Consider the following 22,953-nt stretch of genomic DNA (forward strand, 5'->3'; position numbering starts at 1 on the left):
TCAAACTCCCAATCCTAGAATTCGCGATGCGATGATGTTCTTCTGAATCTGCGACGTGCCGCCCATGACGCTCTGCGCCCGGCTGTAGAGGTACGCGCCGAGCAGTTCGGGATCGGTTGTACCGACCACATCCAGCGCGGCATGCCCCACGGCCTGTTCGACCCACGTCATCAACAGCTTGTCGAGCGAACCTTCCGAGCTGTGCTGGACGCCATCGAGCTGTTCCGAGAGCCGGCGCCGCACATGCAGTCGCAACATCTCGGTTTCGATTGCGGCCCAGGTCAAGTCAGCAGAGGGCTTACCCTCCGACTTCTTGGCGATCTGGTTGACCAGCTTGCTGTATCGCGCTGCGAAACCCAGGGTGGATGGTTCGCGCTCGTGCCCGACCACCGTCATCGCCAGCTTCCAGCCGTCTCCGGGCGCGCCGACCATGTTCTCCGCCGGAACACGGGCACCGTCGAAGAGCACCTGCCCGAATTCGGTGGTGACACCACTGATCATCTTCAGCGGTCGCTGCTCGATACCTGGCTGGTTCATCGGCACGATGAAACCCGAGATGCCTTTGTGCCGTGGCACATTCTTGTCGGTCCGGGCCAGCAGCAAACACCAGTCGGCGTTGTCCGAGTAGCTGGTCCAGATCTTGTGGCCGTGGAGGACGTACTCGTCACCGTCGAGAGTGGCCGTGGTGGTGAGCGAGGCAAGGTCCGAACCGGCACCGGGCTCCGAGAACCCCTGGCACCAGCGTTCGGTGCCGTTGATCATGCCGGGCACGAAGCGCTTTCGGATCTCTTCGCTGCCGTGGTGACCGAGGCCGAAGACCAGATAACCCAGGCTCGGCCGGGCGGGGAAGGCCGCGCGCGCCAGTTCCTCATCGAGGATGACGTCGTAGACCGCAGGCAGCCCCTGTCCGCCATACTCTTCCGGCCAGCTCAGCCCGAAGAATCCGGCCTCGTACAACGCCCGGTGCCATTCGCCCATACGCGAAAAGTATTCGTCACCCGAGGTCGCGAACGTCCCCTTGCGCTCTTGCAGCCACGCGCGCATCCGCTCGCGGAACGCAGCTTCTTCGGTGGTGTCACGAAAGTCCAATTTGGATCTCCTCCAGACTTACTGGGAACAGTTCGGTGGCGCTCAGCGCCCGGCGAAGGTAGAGGTGCACCACGCACTCCCACGTATTGCCGATGCCGCCATGCACCTGTATCGAGGTCTCACAGACCGTCCGGGCCGTGCGCGCACAGTAGAGCTTTGCGATTCGCGCAGCCTGCAGTGCTTCGTCGGTCGGCAGTTCGTCGACGGCCCAGGCCGCGTGCCGCAGCACACTGATCGAGCCCTCGATCAGCGCCAGACCTTCGGCCAACAGATGCCCAACCGCCTGATACGAACCGATTGTCGCGCCGTATTGCTCGCGCAGTTTGGCGTAGTCGACCGCGGTGGCGTGTGCCCCACGTGAGCAACCGACCAGGTCTGCGGTGGTGGCGACCAGCGCCAAGGCCAGGTTCCGCTGTGCCTGCTCCGATGTCAGCTCACCGACCGTGGCCGGTTCGCCTGCGACGTCGGCACGGAGCCTGGTCAGATCGACACCCTCGCGAGTTGGGCCGAGATCGACTGTGTTGACCTTGTTCTCGTCAAGCACCACGCCTCGATCGAAGCCGCGCGCGTCGATCGCCTCACCGCCGACCACAGCGGTGAACCGATGCGGCCCTTCGCTGAGGTGACGCAGGGCGTCATCGGCGAGCACCGGTCCCAGGAAGGGAACGTCGACCAGCCCGCGACCGAACTCCTCGGCGACGATGGCGACCTCCACCGCCGAAGCTCCGTCGGAACGCAGATCACGCCACCCGGTACTGTCGATCACTTTCTCCAGCCGTGCAATACGGCTCTCGTCGTCGAGATCGGAGACCGCGGACGGTCCCAGATCATCGGCCAATTTCGAAGCAGCATCGCGCAATTGCCGCTGCTCACTCGTCAGACGAACGTCCATAGCGCTCCTTCAGCACTCTGCGCAGCACCTTGCCGGATGGCAGGCGCGGAATATCAGATACAAAAATGACCTCGCTGGGTCGCTTGTACTTCGCCAGCCGCTCACCGACCAGTTCGGCGAGTTCTGCGGCCTCGACAGGTTCGGCGGTATCCGCCAGGGCAACCGCGGCGACGATTGCCTCACCGGTGACCGCGTCGGGAACGCCGAACACCGCACAGTCCTTGACCGCCCGGTGGCCGTGCAACACCGCCTCGATCTCGGCGGGTGCAACCTGAAAACCCTTGACCTTGATCATCTCTTTCGAACGATCGGTCAGCCGGAGCCACCCGTCGGCGTCGATGGTTCCGATGTCACCGGTCCGGTACCAGCCATCACAGAAGGCATCCGAATTGGCTTCCTCCGGAAGGTATCCGGACATCACCGACTCCGATCGGGCCTGGATCTCCCCGGCCTCACCGGGACCGAGAAGCGCTCCGGTCTCAGTGGACATCACCCGGAGCGTTACGCCGGCAGCAGCGCGTCCCACGCTGTCCAGGCGCGCACCATCGATCGGGTTGCAGGTGATAACCGGCAATTCGCTGGCTCCGTAAGCCGGTACCCACCGCACCCCGGTCCGGCTGGTCACGATCTCGGCGATGGCCGGTGTCACCGGAGTCGCGCCCCACATGATGTAGCGCAGCGACGACAGGTCGTACTTCTCGAGATCCGGGTCCGAGGCAAGTGCCAGCGCGATCGGAGCGACCGCCATCTCGATCGTGATCCGATCGGATTCGATGTGACGCAGCATCAGCTCCAGGTCGAAGCGACGGTGCAACCGCACCCAGGCACCGGAGTCGAGTGCGGTGATGACGTTGAGGATGCCCAGGATGTGCGACGGCGGGGTGAGGATCTGCAGGCGGTCAGCGGCGGTCAGCTCCAATGCGTCACGCCAGTGCCGGACGGCCACACCGAACGACCGGTGCGTGTGGCGGACGGCCTTGGGCATGCCGGTGGTCCCCGAGCTGAACACCAGCACCGCGTCGGCGTCCGGATCTTTGTCCGGCCACGTGACCTCGCCGACGCCGGACTCCATGGGTTCGATCCGCTCGTCGAGGTGCAGCATCGACATCAGGCCGGCCAGCACCGCGTTGTCGCCGACCGCATGCGCGGCACCGGTGACCGCCAGCGCGTGCTCGACCTCCGCGCGCTTGTACGCAGGACTGATCAGCACCACAGCGGCCCCGACCTGCCAGATCGCGCGGACCGCGACCACGAACTCCGGGCGGTTCGACGACATGAGGGCGACACGCTCCCCCCGGCCTACCCCGCGTTCGGAAAGCGTGGTGGCCAGACCAGCCGTCAGCGCTTCGAGCTGCGACAACGTATAGCTGCGCCCCTCGAATGCCAGGGCGGCGGGCCCGTTCATGTCCTTGTCCTAACCGGCGTCGATCGGCAGGTACCCACCGATCCACCTTCTACTGAATCAACTTGAGAGGATCCTAGCTCACTGGCGAGAATACTATTCTCATCTAGTAGAATCTAAGTATCAATCTCGGTAGGATCGACACGACACGAAGGAGGTGGCTCATGGCGAGGCCCCCGTTATTTCAGCGCGCAACCGTGACGAGGATCGTCAAGGAGACTGCTGACGCCCGCACATACGTACTTGCACCACACGAGGCACCGATCCCGTACCGCGCCGGTCAGTTCATCACCTTCAAGGTGCATGTCGAAGGCGAAGAGCTGTTCCGTTCCTATTCGATGTCCAGCGCGCCGGAGACCGATGCCGAGCTGATGACCACCGTCAAGCGGGTCCCCGGCGGCAAGGTCTCGAATTGGATGCACGACAACATCAGCGAGGGCGACGAGGTCGAGATCACCCGGGCTGCGGGGCTGTTCTGCTTGAGCGACACCACCGCGCCCCTGCTCGGCTTCGCGGGCGGCAGCGGCATCACGCCGATACTGTCGCTCACCAAGAGCGCCCTCAAGACCACCGATCGCCGCATCCGGCTCCTGTGCGCCGACCGGGACCCCGCCTCGGCGATCTTCCACGCCGCCATCGACGAACTGGCCGCTCAGTACCCCGATCGCCTGTCCGTGGTGCGCAGTTTCGATGTCGAGCACGGATTCCTCGACGCGGCGAAGGTTCTCGAGTTCGTCGGTGACGACACCGATGCCGACAGCTACCTATGCGGCCCCGACCCCTTCATGGCGGTCATCAAATCCGCGTTGCCCGGACCCGGCCGGGTCATTGCCGAGGAGTTCGGTGCGGCGGCCCAGACCGTCCCAGAAGCCGAGCTCGACGTCGAGACGACCACCACCCCGGTCGAACTCGGTACCGCGTTCATCCAGCTCGGCCGCAAGAAGGTCGAGATCGAGCGCAAGGTCGGCGAGACCATCCTGGAAAGCGCCCGCCGCGCCGGCCTTTCCCCGCCGTTCTCGTGCGAATCGGGTAACTGCGCCACCTGCATCGGCGAGGTTCTCGAAGGTAGCGCGACCATGCGCGCCAACAATGCGCTCGACGACGACGAGGTCGCCGATGGATTTGTACTGACATGCCAGGCTGTGCCGGATACCCCGACGATCAGAGTGCGGTACGAGGACTGACGCAGCGAGGTACTGGCGCACTTCACAACTGAAGAACAAATAGGGCTGACACCTTGCGTGTCGGCCCCATTTGTGCATCCAGGCTGCGTTCGCAGGAACGAGAACCGGTTACAAATGTCCGCCTATTTGGCGAACTGGTTCCGAACCAACACCCCCACCATAATACGTTGCACTTCAAGGCTTTTGGCGATTTCTTTGCGACTCCACCCGTCATGCGGACGCCTGGCAGACGCCGGCGCGGGAAATGTACGGCCCAATAACTTGCCGTGCAGGTATGGTTCTCAGTAGGATCTACGTCACAGACCCTTTATGTATGAGTTATCGATCACTACCGCAGCCACAGTTAGCAGCATTCACCTCACACCGTGAATAACAGCCTCCGAACACGTTGATATCCAAGAGTATTCGCGGCGTGCCGACCCTTTCAGCGCCTATGCGCAGGACGAAAGTTGACCATTCATGCTCCAAACGATCGCTACGCGCCTCGCGAGAAGTATTGCGGTGGTCCTACTGGTGACCATCGCAGTGGTGAGCCTGCTCAGTCTCGCGCCCGGATCGGCGTCGCAGGTCATTCTCGGCGAGAACGCAACGCCCGAAGCGGTAGCCGCGCTCGACGAGAAGCTCGGCCTGGACCAGCCCGCCTGGCGCCAGTACATCGACTGGCTCGGCAACGCCGTCACCGGCGATCTCGGAACCTCGCCCATCACCAACCAGTCGGTGACCGATGCCATCGTGGAACGGCTTCCGGTGACCCTCGAACTGGCCGCGCTCGGACTCCTACTCGCGCTGGCGGTTGCCATCGTCATGGGCGTCGTGTCCGCCTCTCGCCCGGGCTCGGCCGTCGACCGCGGGATCAATGCCCTTTCGGCAGTGTTCCTCTCGGTGCCTGCCTTCATCGCCGGCCCGGTCCTCATCTACTTCTTTGCCATCCAAATGCAGGTGTTTCCGGTTCTCGGCTGGTCCGACATCAGCGACGGACTCGTCGAGAATCTTCGTTACGCGATGCTTCCGGTGATCGCCATCGCACTCACCGAAATCGCGTCCTTCCACCGGTTGCTGCGCACCGACCTCATCTCCACCCTCAACGAGGACTACATCGCCGCTGCCCGGGCGAAGGGCATGGGTCGCACGTACGTCATGTTCCGTCATGCATTCCGGCCGTCATCCTTCTCCCTGATCACGCTGGCCGGCATGAATCTCGGTCGACTGATCGGTGGCACCGTGATCGTCGAAACCCTGTTCGGCCTACCGGGACTCGGACAGCTCATCGCCGTATCGATCACCAACCGCGACCTGATCATGGTCCAGGGCATCGTCGTGTTCATCGCCGTTGTCTACGTCGCAATCAACACATTGGTCGACCTCAGCTACGGGCTCATCGATCCTCGGGTCAGAAAGGTGACGGCAACAGCATGACCGGCATCATCTCGAAAACCGCACATGACGAGACCCCGGTCTCCCCTGAAGTGCCCATCGCGCAGACACTGCCGAACGTCCCGACGGTCCGGAAGCCCCGATCGATCCTGGTCTACCTGTCGATCTTTTGGCTCGCCGCCTTGGTCCTGGCTGCAATATTTGCCGGCCTGCTTCCCATCGCGTCCTATGAAACACCGGTCGGCGCACCGCGACTCGGACCCTCATTCGAGTCTGTGGACCTGTGGCTCGGCACCGACAACTACGGACGATCCGAACTATCTCGGATCATCTACGGTGCGCGGGTCTCACTGGTGGTCGGAACCGTCGCCGGCATCATCGGATTCACCATCGGATCCCTGATCGGTCTGGTCGGCGGATACTTCGGACGCAAACTCGACACGGGCGTCTCATTGCTCACCGACGCGATGCTCGCCTTCCCGCCTCTGATCCTGCTCCTGGCTCTGGCCTCGATCTTCAAACCGAGTGCCCAGACTTTGCTACTCGGATTGTCACTTGTGGTGATCCCCGCGTTCATCCGTCTCTCCCGCGCGAACACAATGTCGTGGTCGTCACGCGAATTCGTTCGCGCGGCGCGCAATATGGGCGCCACCCACCCGAGAATCCTGTTCAAAGAAATCCTCCCCAACGTGCTGGCTCCTCTGGCGTCCTACCTCCCCATCGTCATGGCTGCCCTCATCGTCGCCGAAGGCTCGCTGAGCTTCCTCGGACTCGGCATCCCACCGCCGACCCCCAGTTGGGGCGGCATGATCAGCGAAGGCAAGGACGCCCTGTCCACCTCGCCGCACCTCGTCTTCGTACCGGCCCTGGCGATCTTCTTCACCGTGTTTGGCCTCAACCAGCTCGGCGACCACCTTCGCACCAAGTTCGACAAGACCCTGCAGCACTGAGGCACGTCGGACAATCCGGCCCGGCATTCCCGCCCGGTCCACCATCATGAGAGGTCAATCATGTTCCAACACAGACGCTTACCGAAGCTTCTGGCCGCACTTATATCGCTGTTCGCACTTGCTTTTGTCGCCGCCTGTGGCGGAGGCAGTAGCAACAGCTCCGGTGGAAGCAACTCTGCCAAGGACGAAGGCGATCCGGTAGCCGGTGGATCTGCAGTTGTGCTGCAGAGTGGCGAGCCCCGCTCGCTTGATCCGGCCTCACTGTCGAATACCTGGGCCCACCAGCCCACGCTCGGCAACGCTCTCTACGGATCGTTGATGATCAACAACATCAACACCTTTGAAGTCGAGTACAAGATGGCCACCGACTTCTCCACCACCGACAATGGCGCCACCTTCAACCTGGTGCTGCGTCCGGGCCTGACGTTCACCGACGGCACCCCGTATGACGCCGAGGCGGTCAAGTTCAACTGGGATCGCCTCAAGGATCCCACCCTGGCCTCGACCTCGATCCGCCAGGCCGTTCAGGTCGCAAACACCGAGGCTGTCGACCCGACCACGCTCAAGGTCACCATGGCGGCGCCCAACCCCCACTTTGCGCAGTCACTGCTGTCCGGTGCGATGAACTGGATCGCCTCTCCGACAGCACTGAAAATGGGCACACAGGCATTCGACGAAGCTCCGATCGGTGCAGGCCCGTTCACATTGGTCAACTGGACCCGACAGGATTCGGTGGAACTGACCAAAAATCCCAATTTCTACGACGCGCCCAAGCCCTACCTCGACAAGTTGACGATCAAGACAGTTGCAGACAGCAATCAGCGTTTCAACGCCATCAGTACCGGCGCCGCAGATATCGCTTCAGAGACCAACCTCGCAAGCATCAACAAGATCAACGCGGCAGGCATGAACAGCGAGATCGTACCGACCGGTGGCGGTCAGTACATGGCCATGAACGAGCGCCAGGCGCCCTTCGACGACATCCGTGCTCGCCGTGCAATTGCACTGGCCACCGATGTCGACGCACTGAACACCGTTGTCTACGACGGCGAGAACGAGATCCCGCAGACGCTGTTCCCCGAGGGCTCACCGTTCTACGAGAACATCTCGCTGCAGGAGACCAACAAAGAAGAAGCCCAGAAGCTTCTCGATGAGCTTGCCGCCGAAGGCAAGCCGGTCTCGTTCACGTTTCTCTCCTACCCCACCACCGAGAGCAAAACGCTTGCCGAGGGCCTGCAGACGCAGCTCAGCACCTTCAAGAACCTGGATGTCAAGGTCGAGGTCCTCGACTTCGCCGCCCTCACGGCACGTGCCGGACAGCGTGATTTCCAGATGCTGATCTCGTCGGCGGTCATCCAGGATCCGGACTACCCGCTCTGGACCGCGTTCCACTCCAAGTCGACCGGCAACTTCGTCGGCACCAACGACGCCCAGCTCGACACTGCGCTTGATGCCGGACGACTCGCCACCAGCGACGCGGACCGGAAAGCGGCCTACAAGACCGTGCAGGAACGTCTTGTCGAGATTGTTCCGGGCATCTGGTACACGAAGGCTGTTCCGGCGGTTGTCTACAGCACCAAGGTCAAGGGCGTCGAGCTCTACACCCTCGGTTCGCCGATGCCCGAGAACTTCTGGATCAGCTGACCGAGCGAAGCGAAAGGGCATACCGAGCATGAACACTCACGACGATCCCCAGAGCAGTGGAACAACGCTTCTGAAGAAGGCACCTCTCCTCGAGGTCAACAATCTTCGGGCATACATCGGAACCGCACGCGGCACAGTCCGCGCCGTGGACGACGTCTCCCTGACCCTGGACACCGGGCAGGCTCTGGGGATCGTCGGCGAGTCCGGCTCGGGTAAGTCCGTGATGGCCCGCGCCATCATGGGCCTGATGCCCGCCCGTTCCGCACGATCAGGTGAGGTCACCTTTCAGGGTCGAGATCTGTTGGCCCTGAACACAAAGGAGACCAAGGACATCTGGGGCAAACAGATTGCCATGGTGTTCCAAGACCCGGGGCGATCACTGAATCCGGTCGTCCGGGTCGAACGCCAACTCACCGAAGGCATGCGAAAGCACCTCGGTGTCAGCCGCAGCGAAGCTCACGATCGGGCACTGAAACTTCTCCAAGAAGTGGGCGTGCCCGATCCTGAGCGGCGACTGAAGAACTACCCGCACGAAATGTCCGGTGGTATGCGCCAGCGCGTGATGATCGCGATCGCACTCGCCTGCGAGCCGGACCTGCTCATCGCCGACGAACCGACCACCGCACTCGATGTGACCATCCAGCGCCAAATCCTCGACCTGCTGCGCGGTGTGCAACGGGACCGGGATATGGCGATGATGCTCATCAGTCATGATCTCGCTGTGGTGGCCGGGCGCACCGACCGCGTATCGGTGATGTATGCCGGTCGCCTGGCCGAAGTAGGCTCCACCCGTGAGGTATTCGAGGCGCCGCGGCACCGTTACACACACGCCCTACTCGGGGCCACACCGACCATCGACCATGCCCGACACGCACCACTGAATGTGATCTCCGGATCGCTGCCCGACCCGACATCACCCCCGCAGGGCTGCCGATTTGCGCCGCGCTGCAACCATGCCCAGGACGATTGTGTGACCTCCGGCCCGGAGCTGGCATCGGTCGGCTCCGATCATGATGTCGCTTGTCTACACCCGGTCACACCCCAATCCGTGAAAACACTCACGCTCTCCGGAAGGTAGACACCATGGCCGGCAGCGGAAACGCGCACCTACGCGGCGACGACGCACTGCTCAGCGTGCAGGACCTCGTAGTCGAATACCCCACCAAATCAGGTACGGTTCAGGCGGTTTCGAAGATCAGCTTTGACGTCCTGCCCGGAGAAACCCTCGGCATCGTCGGCGAATCAGGCTGCGGAAAGTCCACCACCGGACGTGCTGTCCTGCGCCTGGACCGGGTCACCGCCGGGCGGATCAGATTCGGTACCGACTGGATCGAGAAGGCGCCCGAGAAGCAGATGCGAGCATTGCGCCGCGACATGCAGATGATCTTTCAGGACCCGATCAGTTCCCTCAATCCCAGACGACCGGTCAAAGACATTGTGGTCGAGGGCATGACCGTGGCAGGCGCCTCGAAGGCCGAACGCGCCACCACCTCGGCCACCGTCCTCGATTCGGTCGGTCTGCCTCCCGCGCGATACTCCGACGTGCTGCCCCGCGCACTCTCCGGCGGCCAGGCCCAGCGTGTGGCCATCGCCCGGGCCCTGGCCCTGAACCCTCGACTGTTGATCTGTGACGAACCGGTGTCCGCTCTCGACGTGTCCGTCCAGGCCCAGATCCTCAACCTCATCGAGGAACTCAAGGCCGAGTTCGATCTCACGGTTGTCTTCATCGCCCACGATCTCGGAGTGGTACGCACCGTCAGCGACAACGTCATGGTCATGTATCTCGGCAAGGTCTGCGAGTTCGGGGATTCGGCGGAGGTGTACGACAACCCCACTCACCCGTACACCAGGGCACTGCTCGACTCGGTACCTTTGACCGACCCCGACAAGGCGTTTGCCGGACCGGCCCTCCAGGGCGATGTCCCTTCACCCCTCGATCCACCGACCGGCTGCCGGTTCCGTACCCGTTGCCCCAGCGTGCAAGACCGCTGCGTCACAGAAGAACCCGAGGTCCGGCAGACGCGGCCCGGCCAGTTTGCCGCCTGCCACTTCCCACTGACGGTGCTGAACACGAGCCGTCCTCCTTCCGAGGCCGCGACAAAGACGCAGGCATGAGAAAGGGCCCCGCGAAAGCGGGGCCCTTTCTTGTGGAACCGATCTGATCTGCTAATTCGCCAGCCACATCTCCTCTGGCAAAGGCGATCCCAGACCGTACATCCGTACCCCTGCCAGATTCTTGGCGAGAATCACCGACGGCGACGATCGCACGTAGAAGACTCCGGGACTGAGCTCGGCCAATCTCTCTTGGACGATGTCGTAGGCCTTCTTGCGCTCGGACACTTCCACTTCGACCCGTCCGGCGTCGAGCGCGGCATCGAGCGCAGGATCACTGACACCGGTCATGTTGCCTGCTGATCTCGAGTGAAAGCTGCTCCACAGCTCGGTATCAGGGTCGAGTACATTCGCCGATGTGACCACCATCTCGAAGTCGCGGGTGCCGACAACGATCGGGATCGATGTCGAGTCCACCTGCCTGACTTCGACATCGACATTGTCGTACGCACTCAACTGAGCTTGCACGCCCTCGGCAGCCTTCTTACTCTCCGTGGTCGAGTATGCGGTGAACGTGAAGGAGACCGGCTTACCGTCGGACTCGAGTTCGTCGAAGAGCGCCTGCGCCTGCGCCTTGTTCGCCTCCCTGAGCGCGATGTCACTGTAGAAGGGCGACGATTCCGGGAACAGGGTGTCGGGTATCTGACCGGACCCGTTGTAGACAACCGTGTTCAGGGCATCCAGATCCAAGGCCAACGAAACAGCCCGACGAGCCCGTACATCATCGAAGGGTGCGCGCCTGAAGTTCATCGCAAGGTACTGGCCTCCGCCGACCTCATCGAGTTCGGTCGGAAAACCGGCCGCATCAGCCCTGCCCAGACTTTCCGAGTTGGACTCCGAGGCGAGGTCGACGCCACCGGTGGTGACAGAGTTGTACCGCTGAGCAGTGTCGGGGACCGACTTGATCGTCAACGTCTCCAGGTAAGGCTTTGGGGCATCCCAATACTTCGGATTCTTCTGCAGGACAATCTCATCCTGCCGCGTCCACTCGGTGAGAGTGAAGGGGCCGGCACCGACCGGGGCCGCGTCGAAGGCCTCGCGCCCCTTGCTCAGCGCGGCGGGAGATGCAATCCAGTTCAATGCACTGCTGATCACGGCCTGGCCGAAGTGCTGGTTGGGTTCGACCAATGTGACATTCAACGTCGTGGGGTCGACGACCGCGGTCGAGGCTATCTGTGGAGCGAACTTGCTCGCACCGGAACCGAGGGCAGGGTCGCGCATCCGCTCCCAGTTGAACTTGACCGCCTCTGCATCAAGGGGCGTTCCATCTGAAAACTGCAGTCCCGGACGAAGTTTGAGAGTCAATGTGCTGCCACCGTCGGCAGACGAGAAGTCCTCGGCCATCGTGTATTCAATCTCGAGCGAGTCCGGCTTGTTGATCATCAACGTGCCGTACAGGGCGTTCCCCAGCAGCGGCTGCGTGGCCCACACGTTGCCGAGACCGGCCGGATCGAGAGTTCGCGGTTCGGTGACCTGGATGACCCGGCCGGCGCCACCGGCCACCGGATCACCGAAATCGGTTGCCGTCCCACCGTTATCGGAGGTCGTCCCGCAAGCGGTCAGCACCAGCACGAGCGAACTCAGCGCAGCGACCGCTGCGGTATAAGAGCGTTTTCGTCGAAACATCGTCGGCCTCTCAGATGAGATACAGGGGGCACCCGGATGGGCCTTCAGAGACAGAATGACGATCCGGATTAGATAGAACTACGTTCTTTGTTTGACTAGAACCTAGTTTGCATTCCGCCGCGCGTTGGCAGAATCGAAAGATTCGGAAAGATTATTCAGAAATGGACCCAGGGTCCGGAGAACGATTGGCGTGCAATTCTTTTCGCCATTGCACCGAGACGAGGTCTCAAGCGCTGGTGCTGCCCCCGAGGGCTCTTAGGCAGAAGACCCACAGCCGGTCCTTCACGTCGCCCGCGTCATCTGATGCGAATGCGTAGTGGTGGAAAACAGACCGCACCAATTCCGCCACGAACCAGGCGTCGACTTCAGGTGTTTCAGACGTCAGCTGTCCCGCGTCAACAGCGGTCTGAATCTCCTTGCAGAGCAGATCGACCAAGGGCTTCTCGGCAGCTGCCAGTTCGTCCGGGAAGACCCGGTGTAGTCGCCAATGTGTGACGACCATGAACTGGGCGAGCGCGTCACGCCGCGGCCCCTGGTCGGCGCCACCCAGGATCGATGTGATGAAGTAGCGCACCCGATCGAGAGGATCGGGAATCCCGCTCGCACCGCGTTCCCACCGAGTGCACGCCTCTGTCATCGCGTCGCTGATCACTGCGAGAAGCAGCTCGTCTTTGCTCGAGAAGTACCGGTAGAAGGTCTGGAGTGCGACCCCGGCTTCCTTGACCAACTCCTGGGTGGTGAAAGCATCGCCCTTGACCTCGATGAGCCTGCCCGCGGCATCGAGCATCAGGCGCACCTGTTCCGCGATACGCGTCCGCGACCGTTGAACCGCCGCAGAACGTTCGACGGCGCGCTCCTCAGCCCATGACATATCCGGAATACTAGTGGGCCTCACCCGGGTGTCAGCACCACGACAGGAATACTCCGGTCGGTTCGGGATTGGTACACGTCGTAATTGGGCCACAGATCGGTCAAGACCTTCCACAGCCGGGGCTTCTCGGCCTCGGTCGCGGTGCGGGCAATTGCCGCCATCCTGGTCGCTTTGACCTGGAGCCGAACCTGCGGGTTGGCGCTCAGATTCAGGTACCACTGAGGGGCCAGTGGTGCTCCCCCCTTCGATGCCACGACCAGCAGGTCATCACCATCACGAGCGAATATGAGAGCCGATGTCAGATCGCGGCCGGATTTCCGGCCGGTGACGGTGAGCAGAAGTGTCGGGACCCCATTCCAGAGATAGCCGGCCTCCCCACCGGTTTCTCGATACACGCGGACGTGTTCTTCGCCCCGAAGGCTCAGGTCCGGTGCCGAGTAATCAGATCCAGATGTGGACATGGTCACCTCACTGTGCGTCGAACAGGACAGGTATCGCCGTCGCGCCGCGCTCGTACATCCCGATGTATCTGGGTTGCTCGGCGTTCGGGTCGAGCCTCAGGTTCGGGAGCCGGTCGAGCAGCGCATTGATGCCCACGGTCATCTCGGCGCGCGCCACATGCATACCCAGGCACATGTGTGACCCCTGCCCGAATGCCAACGTCGGACGTGACGGCCGGGTGATGTCGTAGCTGTCCGGGTCATCCCACCGGGCCGGGTCGCGGTTGGCGGCACCCACACATAGATGCAAGACAGCACCTTTCGGGATGTCGACACCGAAGAACTCGACATCCGCGGTGACAAAACGAGAGAACATCGGGTCGGTCGGGATCCACCGCAACGTCTCGTCGATGGCGGTTTTCAGGAGCTTCCGGTCGCCTCGCACCTGTTCGAGAACTTCGGGGCGCTCCAGGAGCGCGGTGAGGGTCAATCCCATCTGCTTCCACGTCGTACCCGATCCCGCAGTCAACAAGAGCAACGAAAACGAGTAGATCTCGTTGTCGGAAAGCCGTTGGGTCACACCGTTTTCATCGGTCAGCTCGGCCGCGGCCAGCACACTGATCAGATCATCAGTCGGATTCTCACGTCGCGCCGCCACGATGGGTTCGAGGATGTCCACCACCCGTTGCTGGTTCGTGTTCAGGCAGGCACGGATCTCCAAGGCCTGCTCCACCGGGACACCGAAGCTGCCGGTGATCGTCAGCACGGGGATCGCAGCGCAGAAGTCGACATTCAGTTCGGCATGTCCCTGCCCGATGAACCCGTCGATCAGATCCTTGACGCATTCTTCGATCCAGTTCTCGACCCACCACCTGACGTTGTTGGGCAGGAAGGACGGCTGAACCAACCCGCGGTAGCGCTTGTGCTGTGCACCACCCATCGAGATCATGCTGGTGCTTGTCCCGAAGCCGCCTGAGCGCGGATCAACCGGCTCAGGCGACGAGGCGTACAACTCCGGATCCCGGAAGGCTTCGAAACACGCGTCGTAGCTGAACGCCGAGAAGTGCGGGCGATCGGGGAACGGAAGCCCCTGGAAGTACAGGTTCTCGGTGAGCCCGGTGAGTTCGTGGACAGTCCCGGGATGAACCGGGCCTTCCTCCCGCAGGCGATGCCAGGCCGGGTACGGATCGCCGTCGTACAACCCGCCGGTCAGCGCGTTGTACGAGCTGCGCAGGTCGAAGAGTTCTCGCAATTTCTCCCGGTCCGGGATAGCGGTGGTCATCGGGCAACCAACCCGCCGTCGATGGGCAACGACACGCCGGTGATGTTGCGGGCCCGGTCCGAAGCCAGGTATACGGTCGCCTCGGCACAATCCTCAGCCGTGATGAAGCGACCCAAAGGATGTTGCGCACCAAACCGTTCGGCCATTTCGGGAGTGGCCGTTGCGGCCGGGTCCAGCCCGCCGGCGGCCATGAACCCGGTCAACGGCATCGCCGACGGACATATCGCGTTCGCCCGGATCCCATGGGGTGCACCCTCGATCGCCACCGAGCGGGTCAGCGAGAGCACCCCCGCCTTGGTCGCGCCGTACACCGAGCCACCGCAGGCAACCAGGCCGGCCACCGAACCGGTGTTGACGATGACCCCGCCGTCGCCCTGCTTTTTGAATTGCAACACTGCGTGCTTGCACCCGAAGAACACGCCGCCGAGGTTCACACCGACAAGTCGGCCGAAATCCTCGACGGTGTGATCTTCGAGAAGCGCCCCGAGTCTGGGGGTCGGGATCCCGACATTGTTGACCAGGATGTCCAGGCTCCCGAAGTGCTCAACAGCGGCGGCAACCATGGCCTCCACCTGCTGCTCCACGGAGACGTCGACATCGACGGCGACTGCGGTGCCGTCGGCGGCCTCGATCATCCGCACGGTCTCTTTGGCCTGATCGAGACCGATATCTGCCGCAACCACTTTCGCGCCTTCTTCGGCCAATCGCAGCGCGATGGCCCGTCCCACACCGGATCCGGCGCCGGTGACTATTGCGGCCTTACCGCGAAAGTCAGACATTGGTCAGCACCGGAGGCTCTGCCGGGGTGAAACGGTACAGCCGCTCGGCATTGCCCCGCAGGATCTTGTATTGCAATTCAGGGGTGAAATGCGAAATCCGATCCTTCACCACCGTGATGCAGTTCGGCCACGTCGAGTCAGAATGCGGGTAGTCGGTCTCGCACATGACGTTGTCCTCGCCGATCTCATCGAGGCTCGCCAAACCGTGGACATCGTCGATGAAACAGCCGAAGATGTGCTTGCGGAAGGTCTCTCGAATATCGAGCTCATTGAGATCGACGTCGGTGCCCGCGTGTCCGCCCCACGTGGCGCCACGCTGCACCCAGTACCGCTGCTTGTCCAGCACCTGCTCCGCACGCTCGAGGAAGTACGGCATCCAACCGATCTCGCCCTCGGACAGCGAGATCTTGAGATTCGGGTGGCGCTGCAGGAAGCTGCTGAAGAGCCAGGTGAGCATGGCGCCGGAGGTCCGGGTGGCACCCCAGGCCAGGTTGGCCATGAACGGCGAATCTTTCGAGATCTGCGGCACCGTCGACGACGAACCGACGTGCATCGACACCACCATCTCCAGATCGTTGGCGGCGGCCATGACCGGCTCCCAGTAACGATCCTTGTCGTGAATCGTCGGCAGCCCAAGAGGTTCTGGGTTCTCGGAGAATGCGAACGAGGTCGCACCCTTCGCGGCGCAGCGCTCCATCTCCTTGGCGGCCAGCTGCGGATCCCACAGCGGGATGAGGATCAGCGGGATGAAACGTCCAGGTGCCGCGCCTGCCCACTCTTCGAGGTGCCAGTCGTTGTAGGCCTGCAGACAGGTGAATCCGAAGTCCCGGTCACCGGCCTCATAGAAGAGTTGGCCACAGAATCGGGTGACGGTCGGAAATGACAGCGATGCCAGGATGCCGGCGCGGTTCATGTCCTCCACGCGGGCAAGGGGGTCGTAGCAGCCCGGACGCATCTCGTCATAGTTGAGGGGTTCCGGGCTGAACTCTTCTTTGGTCTTGCCGGCCACGGCACTGAGGCCGCTACTCGGCATCCGCTTGCCGTCGTACAGCCAGACGTCGATACCGTTGTCGTCCTTGATCAGGCGAGGCGCTCGGTCACGGTCTTTCTTCGCAACCCGGTCCAGCCAGAGGTTCGGTGGCTCGAGGATGTGATCATCCACCGAGACAAGCCAATCCAGATTGTAGCTACCACCGGTTCCGTTGGTTGTGTTCATTTGGCCAGCTCTCCAATCGACATATGTTTGACTTCCTGAAACTCTCTGATCCCGTCTGGACCGCGTTCTCGGCCCAGACCACTCTGCTTGTAGCCGCCGCTGGGCGCGTAGGCGCTGAAGACGGTGGTGTTGACGTTCACGGCGCCTGCGCGCAGTCTTCGTGCGATACCGACAGCGGCACTGGTGTCACCGCCGTATACCTGTGCGGAGAGTCCGTACACGCTGTCATTCGCCATCTGCACGGCCTCGTCGATGTCGCGGTAGCCGAGGATGCCGATGACAGGTCCGAAAATCTCCTCTTGGGCAGCGGGATTGGCATTGTTCGGCAAGTCGAGCACGGTCGGTTCGAAGTAGTATCCGGTGTCCAGGCCTGCCGGCCTGCGGCCGCCGAACCGCACCTTGGCCCCCTGCTCTTCGGCCAATGCGACAAAACGCTCGCACTTTTCCCGCTGCGCCGCGCTGATCACCGGCCCCATCAGCATCCTCGGGTCAGTTGGATCGCCGACGGCGATGGATCCGTATGCTGCCGATACCTTTTCGAGAACCTCCTCCTTGTGTTCGACCGGAACCAACATCCTCGTCGCCGCCACACACGCCTGGCCGGCCGTGCGGGCGACCACCGCCATCGCGCCGATACCGGTGCGGCCGATCGCGTCGGGCAGGTAAATCTGAGCCGATTTGCCTCCGAGTTCGAGGGAAAGGCGCTTCACCGTCGGCGCCGCCTGCGCGATGATGTTGCGGCCGGCCACAGTCGACCCGGTGAACGAAACCATGTCGACTGCAGGATGACTGGTCATCAATTGCGCGCCGGCGGTCCCCTCTTCCACCACCACGCTCAAGACACCAGGCGGCAACTCCGCGGCATCTGCGGCCAGGCCGAAGATGAGTGATGAGATCGGAGTCAACGGGCTCGGTCGGAGAATCACCGAATTGCCTGCCATCAGTGCTGGGATCAGCTTCTGCAGGCCCATGATGAGTGCCGCGTTGTACGGCGTGATGGCGGCGACCACCCCGACCGGCTCGTGCCGCCGAACGCTGAGGGCGACCCGGCCACGGACGAGGTCGTCCACCGGGACCGGACTCGCCTCTTCATGCGACATCGACCGATAGAGGTCGATGGTCTGCCTTGCCATGGCAACCCCTGCGCGACACTGGGTTTCATCCGCGAAGCGGGTGGGTTGTCCGGCCTCGGCAACCAGGGTGTCGACGAGCGTTTCTCGGTTCGCCTCGATGTGATCGATGAAGGCGTGCAGGACGTCGGCCCTGTCGTCAGATGTGCGGTGCGCCCACGTCCCCTCGTCAAAGGCGCGTCGCGCCTGCACGATCGCACGTTCAACTTGCCCGATGGGTGTGATGGTGACGTCGGCGACGTGACTCTCATCTGCCGGATTCTGCACGGCCAGCGCCTCATCACCCGTGACCCAATGGCCGGCGATATAGGTTCGCTGTTCAGAAACAATACTCAAATTGACTCCTTATTCGCTGGTAGCAGTAGAACATAGTTCTCGCCTCAACAAGAGTTGAATTCCGAGAATGCCTCCGACAACCTCAGAATCGGTGATTCGAATATGCAATCGCCCCACCAAAATGCGGTGAGGAGTGGCAGGCGAGGGCAGTTGTGACCCCTTCGCGCTGCCGGTCGCCTGCTCGGCCGGCAAGTTGCAGATAACACTCGAGCATTTGCGGAATACCGTGCATCCGACCGTTTCCCAACGCGCCGCCTCCTGACAACGCCGGGATCGCTCCGGGATTGTCGCTGTCGATTCCCCCGGACTCGACAAATCGATGGGCTTGTCCCGGTGGACACAATCCGAGCACTTCGAGCCAGAACCAGACGAATGGGGAAAAGCCGTCGTACACCTGCGGCAGATCTATTTCGGCAATCGGGATACCGATCTTCTCCCGCAATCGACCGACCATCGCAGCGCCGCCGTCGAGGATGTCGTCCAGCGGCCAATGCGACGGTAGACGCCGCCTGCGCGGAGTTCCACCGGACCAGCCGGTGATGTAGACCGGCCGATTGGGAAGATCGCGCGCCCGGTCGGCGGAGGTCAGCACGAATGCGGCGACACCGTCGACCGGAATGTCACAGTCGAAGCGACGTACCGGATCGAACAGCTCTGGCGCCGAAAGATATTCGTCCTTGCTCAACGGCCGGTCATACCAGTGGGACCAGGGAATTCTCGCGCCGTTCTTCCGCGCCTCGGTCACCACGGCCGCCATCGACTCCGCGTCGGCACCATACCGCTGCAGATATTCGTTGTACGGCAGCGCGATCATGGCAAGCGGCCCGAAGAATCCCTGCGGCGCCGTCCACTGCTGGATACCGCGGACCTCCTGCATCGGGTTGCCGTGATAGACCCCCGTTGGATTGTGCAACGCACGGTGAACGAGTACGTACTCGGCAGCACCACTGATCAGAGCATTGACCGCGATGGCCATCGAGCCGGTCAGCTGACCGATCCCGTCAAAGCCTGCGACGTAGTGCGGTTCGACGCCGAGGCGTTGGGCCAGCCATGCCGACGAGACAACGCTGACACCATCTTCCGGCCCTCGCCCACCCGAATTCGGTAGCAGACTGGCGCTGACAAAGCCGTCAACCTGGTCCACTCTCAGACCGGCATCGGCGATTGCGGCGCGCGCAGTGTCGACGGCAACCGCTCCGAGTGGCCGGTCGGCATGTCGCACAATGGCGCTGTGCGCATAGCCGGCTATCGCAATCTTGTTGCGCGCCTGCAGGTCGTCAGTCATCGGCGAGCACGAACGCCGGGACGGAGATGCCGGGCGCCAAATCCTCGAACCCGACGACAACAGCCGTGCCCACCCGGAGCCGATCCGTGACGCCGTCGAGTAGTCGGCCGATCATCCGTAGCTCGGATTGCTCGATGAGTTCGACGTCGACGAGCACCATCGGGAGCAGATCGGCGAACCCCGCCAGGAACGACTGCCGCGCCACCGTCCACGATCGGATGGTTGCGGCTCCACTGACCTCGGTGAACTCGAAGTCCGGTTCTGTTGAGCCGCAATGCGGACACACACTGTCCGGCGGTAGCGCGAACATCTGGCACGCTCGACACCGCGCCATGACGAGACGGTGTTCGGCCGCCGCAGCCCAGTACGGCGCCGACGATGCATCCGGGATCGGCAGCGGGCGCTCGGTTTTCACGGTATGACGCCTGCGCCGCTCAGACCACTGATCTGACTCCAGTCATAACCGAGTTCGAGCAGTACCATCTCGGTGTGTTCGCCGTGCTCGGGTGCTCGCCGCAGTTGCGGAGCCTGCTCGTTGAACTGGATCGGCACGGCAGGCAGGCGATAGACCTGTCCGTCGTCGAGTTTCACTTCTCCGACATAGTCATTGGCGATGACCTGTGGATCGTCGATGACATCTTGCACTGATTGCACGGGCGCCCACGGCGCGTCCAGGTCCGCCAGAATACCTTTCCATTCGTCGAGTGTGTGCATGGCGAACACCTCGTCCAGTTCGGCGATGCAGGCGGCACTGTTGGCGCGCCGCGCCGCCATGTCTGCAAATCGTGGGTCATCGACGAGGTCGCCCCGGCCGATGAGCCGGGCAAAACCCGGCCAATAGCGATCGCCCTGGAGAAACATCAGCTGGACGTGGCGCATGTCCTTGGTCCGGTATGTCCCGGTCAACGGATTCACCTGTGGCCCACGACCACTCACAGCTTGAACATCACCGCCGTTGAGTGCCGCCAACAAATCTGAGGACAGCATCCACATCGCGGTCGCGAGCAAGGAGACGTCGACCACCGAACCGGTACCGGTCCGGCTGCGCTCCACGATCGCCGATGCAATGCCGAAAGCCAGTGCCATGGCACCATTTCGATCACCCATCGCACCTCGCTGGCCGATGGGATAGTCGCGTTCGGTGGGTGTGAGGGTGTGCCCGACCCCGCCGCGGGCCCAGAATGCCGAACTGTCATAGCCGGGTTGATCTGCGTCCGGTCCACGCACACCGAAGCCGTGGCCACGCGCATAGATCAACCCGGGGTACCGACTGCGCAGAGTCTCGGCATCGAGCCCGAGGCGTGACAGGGCACCCGGTCGAAGACTTGTCAGAAAGACGTCTGCCGTGGCGAGCAGTTCGTGCAGAACCTTCAGTCCCTCATCGCGATGCAGATCGAGCGCAATCGATCGCTTACCTCGATTGGCAAGTGCCATCGACAGATTCACACCACCTCGTTCGCTCCCGATCCCCTGCGTGGCCAGGCCCCGATAAGGATCGCCATCCAATCGCTCCACCCGGACCACCTCGGCACCACCGTCGGCCAGCAAGGCACCGGCGACGGGGACGAACACCCATTGCGCCAGTTCTACGACCCGGATCCCCTCGAACGCACCATGCCCTGTGGTTTCGTCGACGGTCATCGGCCACCCTCCGTCTCGGCCGGGGCAACTCTGAGGTCAACGGCCGAAATGCGCTGTATCGCATCCATGAGCTGCTGCAGGGCGTATGCGGGGTTGAACTCGAGGTGCTTTGTCGCCTCGGAATACTTGAGAACATGTCCGGCGGGAAAGAAGTAGACCTCACCCGGACCAGCCGTCTCATCGGGCCAGTCGGTGTTCGGATAGGTCGCGGTGACCGCCCCTTCGAGCACAAATCCGTAGTGGGGGCACATACACACACCTCCGGGCAGACCCGCCGCGCGGTACAGGTCCGTGCAGTCGCGTGCGCCCTCGGTGGCGGTGTAGCCGACCTCGAGATCCCCCCATTGAACTGAATAGAAATGATCTTTGGCCGCCGGCCAGCGGCCACCTCCGGCATTGGGCAGTTCATCAGGCTTCGCGTGTGGCACAGTCACTCCATTCCGGTCGAAATCGATTGCAGTAGATACTGTTCGACATCCTCATACCGGGGCCACGAACAGGTCCGGAGTCAACGCGTCGTGATCGGCGGCTGCGGTACCGAGCCGCCGCAGGAGTATCTCGATCAACCGCGGTTCGACCTTGGTCGTGATGCCCCACAGGTAGAAGCCGCGAACGATGCCCCGTCGGATCGCGCGCCATGCCACATCGAATGTGGGCGGCTCCACGCCTTGGCCGCGAAGGCAATCGAGGTAGTGCGCCAAGAGATCTCGCTCATTGTCACGACGGTCATCGACGGACAGTGCGGTTGCGATATGGGTACCGACATCCATGTACCACATCCCCCGTTGCACCAATTGCCAGTCCACCAGGCTCGGCGCACCCTCGGCGTCCAGAAACAGATTCCCGACATGAGCATCCCCGTGGATCACACACCAGTCCGATGCGGCATGCTCGGCATCCAGGGCGTCGGCGAGACCGATGTACGCCGCGACCAACCCATCGGCATCACGCACTTCTTCGGGAACTCCCGCACCATTGGGCCCGGCGAAGTTCTTTTCGATATGGGCGGTCACGCCGTCGATCCCCCACGCGCGCATCGCACCCTTCAGGCGCGGCGCCAACCACGGCACATCGGCCCATTGCGGCTTCCCCCATGTCGCAGCATGAAGCCGGGCGAACTGATCCAGGCTCTGCGCGGTCTGATCAGGGGTGAATTCGCTTGCCGCATCGAGAAATACTGCGCCCTGCTCGACGATGTCCTCGGTGATCACCACGCCGTGACGGGTCACCGGGTCGAGATCGGCGTAGACACTTCGCAGCGTCCGGACATCGACCTCCCCGGCGACGTCACGATAGAAACACGCCTCGGGTTCGCCGACGAAACGCCGGTCCCGACCCTCCTCGTTGAAGTACCCCTTGATGCAGAGCGCCGCCGGGAGGCCATCCGGAACGCCGCCTGCGCAGTCAATGGTGAATCGAGCGTTTGTGGAGATCCGGTCCACGATCGGCCCCGGGGTCACGCCGGTCACTTCGATTCCCGGGAATCGAGGAGCGAGCGCAGACGTGAGCCACTCCGGAGACAGGGCTACGTCGAGGGTGTCGGGCACGGGGATCATGAGGCATACACCGCCGCGATACCGGACGATTCAGTCCGCGAAGCCCATGCCGCCGCAGATTCACTCCCATATGACCTGCATGATGTAGAACGTAGTTTCACCATGGAGCAGAATCTAATACTACCCACGGATAATTTCTGCGTT

21 protein-coding genes are annotated in these 22,953 nt (G+C 62.5%); 6 read left to right on the plus strand and 15 right to left on the minus strand.

All coding sequences use genetic code 11. The features are described 5' to 3' along the window. Genes AC1TPF_RS00685 through AC1TPF_RS00695 form a run of 3 tightly spaced genes read right to left on the minus strand, consistent with a single transcriptional unit; the run spans position 1 to position 3,386 of the window. Entirely contained in the window at positions 1-1,089 is a 1,089-nt protein-coding gene (locus AC1TPF_RS00685) for an acyl-CoA dehydrogenase family protein (protein WP_482137085.1), read from the minus strand. Then, entirely contained in the window at positions 1,076-1,981 is a 906-nt protein-coding gene (locus tag AC1TPF_RS00690; RefSeq protein ID WP_482137084.1) for an acyl-CoA dehydrogenase family protein, read from the minus strand. Before AC1TPF_RS00690 ends, AC1TPF_RS00685 begins: the two co-directional genes overlap by 14 nt. Next, on the minus strand, positions 1,959-3,386 hold the full coding sequence (locus AC1TPF_RS00695; RefSeq protein WP_482142191.1) for a class I adenylate-forming enzyme family protein: 1,428 nt from the start codon (positions 3,384-3,386) through the stop codon (positions 1,959-1,961). Before AC1TPF_RS00695 ends, AC1TPF_RS00690 begins: the two co-directional genes overlap by 23 nt. 161 nt (positions 3,387-3,547) lie before the next feature. Between AC1TPF_RS00695 and AC1TPF_RS00700 the strand changes: the two genes are divergently transcribed. The 6 genes from AC1TPF_RS00700 to AC1TPF_RS00725 all read left to right on the plus strand — a co-directional run bounded on the left by AC1TPF_RS00700 (position 3,548) and on the right by AC1TPF_RS00725 (position 10,650). Beyond that, positions 3,548-4,567: a 2Fe-2S iron-sulfur cluster-binding protein gene (locus tag AC1TPF_RS00700; RefSeq protein ID WP_482142193.1), complete on the plus strand. Its 1,020-nt coding sequence runs from the start codon at positions 3,548-3,550 to the stop codon at positions 4,565-4,567. A 459-nt stretch (positions 4,568-5,026) separates the two neighbouring features. After that, positions 5,027-5,983 carry an ABC transporter permease gene (locus tag AC1TPF_RS00705; protein WP_482137081.1) on the plus strand — a complete coding sequence of 319 codons (957 nt, stop codon included), beginning with the start codon at positions 5,027-5,029 and terminating at the stop codon, positions 5,981-5,983. Beyond that, on the plus strand, positions 5,980-6,891 hold the full coding sequence (locus AC1TPF_RS00710) for an ABC transporter permease (protein WP_482137080.1): 912 nt from the start codon (positions 5,980-5,982) through the stop codon (positions 6,889-6,891). Before AC1TPF_RS00705 ends, AC1TPF_RS00710 begins: the two co-directional genes overlap by 4 nt. A 60-nt stretch (positions 6,892-6,951) precedes the next feature. Next, on the plus strand, positions 6,952-8,535 hold the full coding sequence (locus tag AC1TPF_RS00715) for an ABC transporter substrate-binding protein (RefSeq protein WP_482142195.1): 1,584 nt from the start codon (positions 6,952-6,954) through the stop codon (positions 8,533-8,535). 28 nt (positions 8,536-8,563) lie between these two features. Further along, positions 8,564-9,613 carry an ABC transporter ATP-binding protein gene (locus tag AC1TPF_RS00720; RefSeq protein WP_482142197.1) on the plus strand — a complete coding sequence of 350 codons (1,050 nt, stop codon included), beginning with the start codon at positions 8,564-8,566 and terminating at the stop codon, positions 9,611-9,613. A 5-nt stretch (positions 9,614-9,618) separates the two neighbouring features. After that, positions 9,619-10,650, plus strand: coding sequence for an ABC transporter ATP-binding protein (locus tag AC1TPF_RS00725; RefSeq protein ID WP_482142199.1), 1,032 nt, complete (start codon positions 9,619-9,621; stop codon positions 10,648-10,650). A gap of 51 nt (positions 10,651-10,701) precedes the next feature. Here AC1TPF_RS00725 and AC1TPF_RS00730 read toward each other — a convergent pair whose 3' ends face one another. From AC1TPF_RS00730 to AC1TPF_RS00785, 12 genes are all read right to left on the minus strand, one after another. Further along, the gene (locus tag AC1TPF_RS00730; protein ID WP_482142201.1) at positions 10,702-12,273 is read right to left on the minus strand and encodes an ABC transporter substrate-binding protein; all 1,572 of its coding nucleotides are present in this window, start codon (positions 12,271-12,273) and stop codon (positions 10,702-10,704) included. Positions 12,274-12,499: 226 nt separating this feature from the next. Further along, positions 12,500-13,144 (minus strand): TetR/AcrR family transcriptional regulator, encoded by a 645-nt coding sequence (locus tag AC1TPF_RS00735; RefSeq protein WP_482137075.1) that lies wholly within the window; start codon positions 13,142-13,144, stop codon positions 12,500-12,502. A 20-nt stretch (positions 13,145-13,164) separates the two neighbouring features. Then, positions 13,165-13,605 carry a nitroreductase family deazaflavin-dependent oxidoreductase gene (locus tag AC1TPF_RS00740; RefSeq protein WP_482142203.1) on the minus strand — a complete coding sequence of 147 codons (441 nt, stop codon included), beginning with the start codon at positions 13,603-13,605 and terminating at the stop codon, positions 13,165-13,167. Positions 13,606-13,612: 7 nt separating this feature from the next. Beyond that, positions 13,613-14,866 (minus strand): cytochrome P450, encoded by a 1,254-nt coding sequence (locus AC1TPF_RS00745; protein WP_482142205.1) that lies wholly within the window; start codon positions 14,864-14,866, stop codon positions 13,613-13,615. Continuing rightward, positions 14,863-15,645: an SDR family NAD(P)-dependent oxidoreductase gene (locus AC1TPF_RS00750; RefSeq protein WP_482142207.1), complete on the minus strand. Its 783-nt coding sequence runs from the start codon at positions 15,643-15,645 to the stop codon at positions 14,863-14,865. The genes AC1TPF_RS00745 and AC1TPF_RS00750 overlap by 4 nt, the downstream gene beginning before the upstream one ends. Beyond that, positions 15,638-16,861: an amidohydrolase family protein gene (locus tag AC1TPF_RS00755; RefSeq protein WP_482142209.1), complete on the minus strand. Its 1,224-nt coding sequence runs from the start codon at positions 16,859-16,861 to the stop codon at positions 15,638-15,640. Before AC1TPF_RS00755 ends, AC1TPF_RS00750 begins: the two co-directional genes overlap by 8 nt. Further along, a complete protein-coding gene (locus tag AC1TPF_RS00760) occupies positions 16,858-18,327 on the minus strand; it encodes an aldehyde dehydrogenase family protein (protein ID WP_482142211.1) in 1,470 nt (489 codons plus the stop codon). Before AC1TPF_RS00760 ends, AC1TPF_RS00755 begins: the two co-directional genes overlap by 4 nt. An 82-nt stretch (positions 18,328-18,409) precedes the next feature. Beyond that, positions 18,410-19,612 carry a thiolase family protein gene (locus tag AC1TPF_RS00765; RefSeq protein WP_482142213.1) on the minus strand — a complete coding sequence of 401 codons (1,203 nt, stop codon included), beginning with the start codon at positions 19,610-19,612 and terminating at the stop codon, positions 18,410-18,412. Beyond that, a complete protein-coding gene (locus AC1TPF_RS00770) occupies positions 19,605-20,027 on the minus strand; it encodes a Zn-ribbon domain-containing OB-fold protein (protein WP_482137068.1) in 423 nt (140 codons plus the stop codon). Before AC1TPF_RS00770 ends, AC1TPF_RS00765 begins: the two co-directional genes overlap by 8 nt. Continuing rightward, complete coding sequence (locus AC1TPF_RS00775; RefSeq protein WP_482142215.1) at positions 20,024-21,253, minus strand: CaiB/BaiF CoA transferase family protein; 1,230 nt, start codon at positions 21,251-21,253, stop codon at positions 20,024-20,026. The genes AC1TPF_RS00770 and AC1TPF_RS00775 overlap by 4 nt, the downstream gene beginning before the upstream one ends. Then, positions 21,250-21,681 carry a cupin domain-containing protein gene (locus AC1TPF_RS00780; RefSeq protein ID WP_482137066.1) on the minus strand — a complete coding sequence of 144 codons (432 nt, stop codon included), beginning with the start codon at positions 21,679-21,681 and terminating at the stop codon, positions 21,250-21,252. The genes AC1TPF_RS00775 and AC1TPF_RS00780 overlap by 4 nt, the downstream gene beginning before the upstream one ends. Positions 21,682-21,732: 51 nt before the next feature. After that, positions 21,733-22,809 carry a phosphotransferase gene (locus AC1TPF_RS00785; protein WP_482137065.1) on the minus strand — a complete coding sequence of 359 codons (1,077 nt, stop codon included), beginning with the start codon at positions 22,807-22,809 and terminating at the stop codon, positions 21,733-21,735. Between the last annotated feature and the right edge of the window lie 144 nt (positions 22,810-22,953).

The sequence above is a fragment of the Williamsia sp. Y853 genome (genome assembly GCF_056786495.1).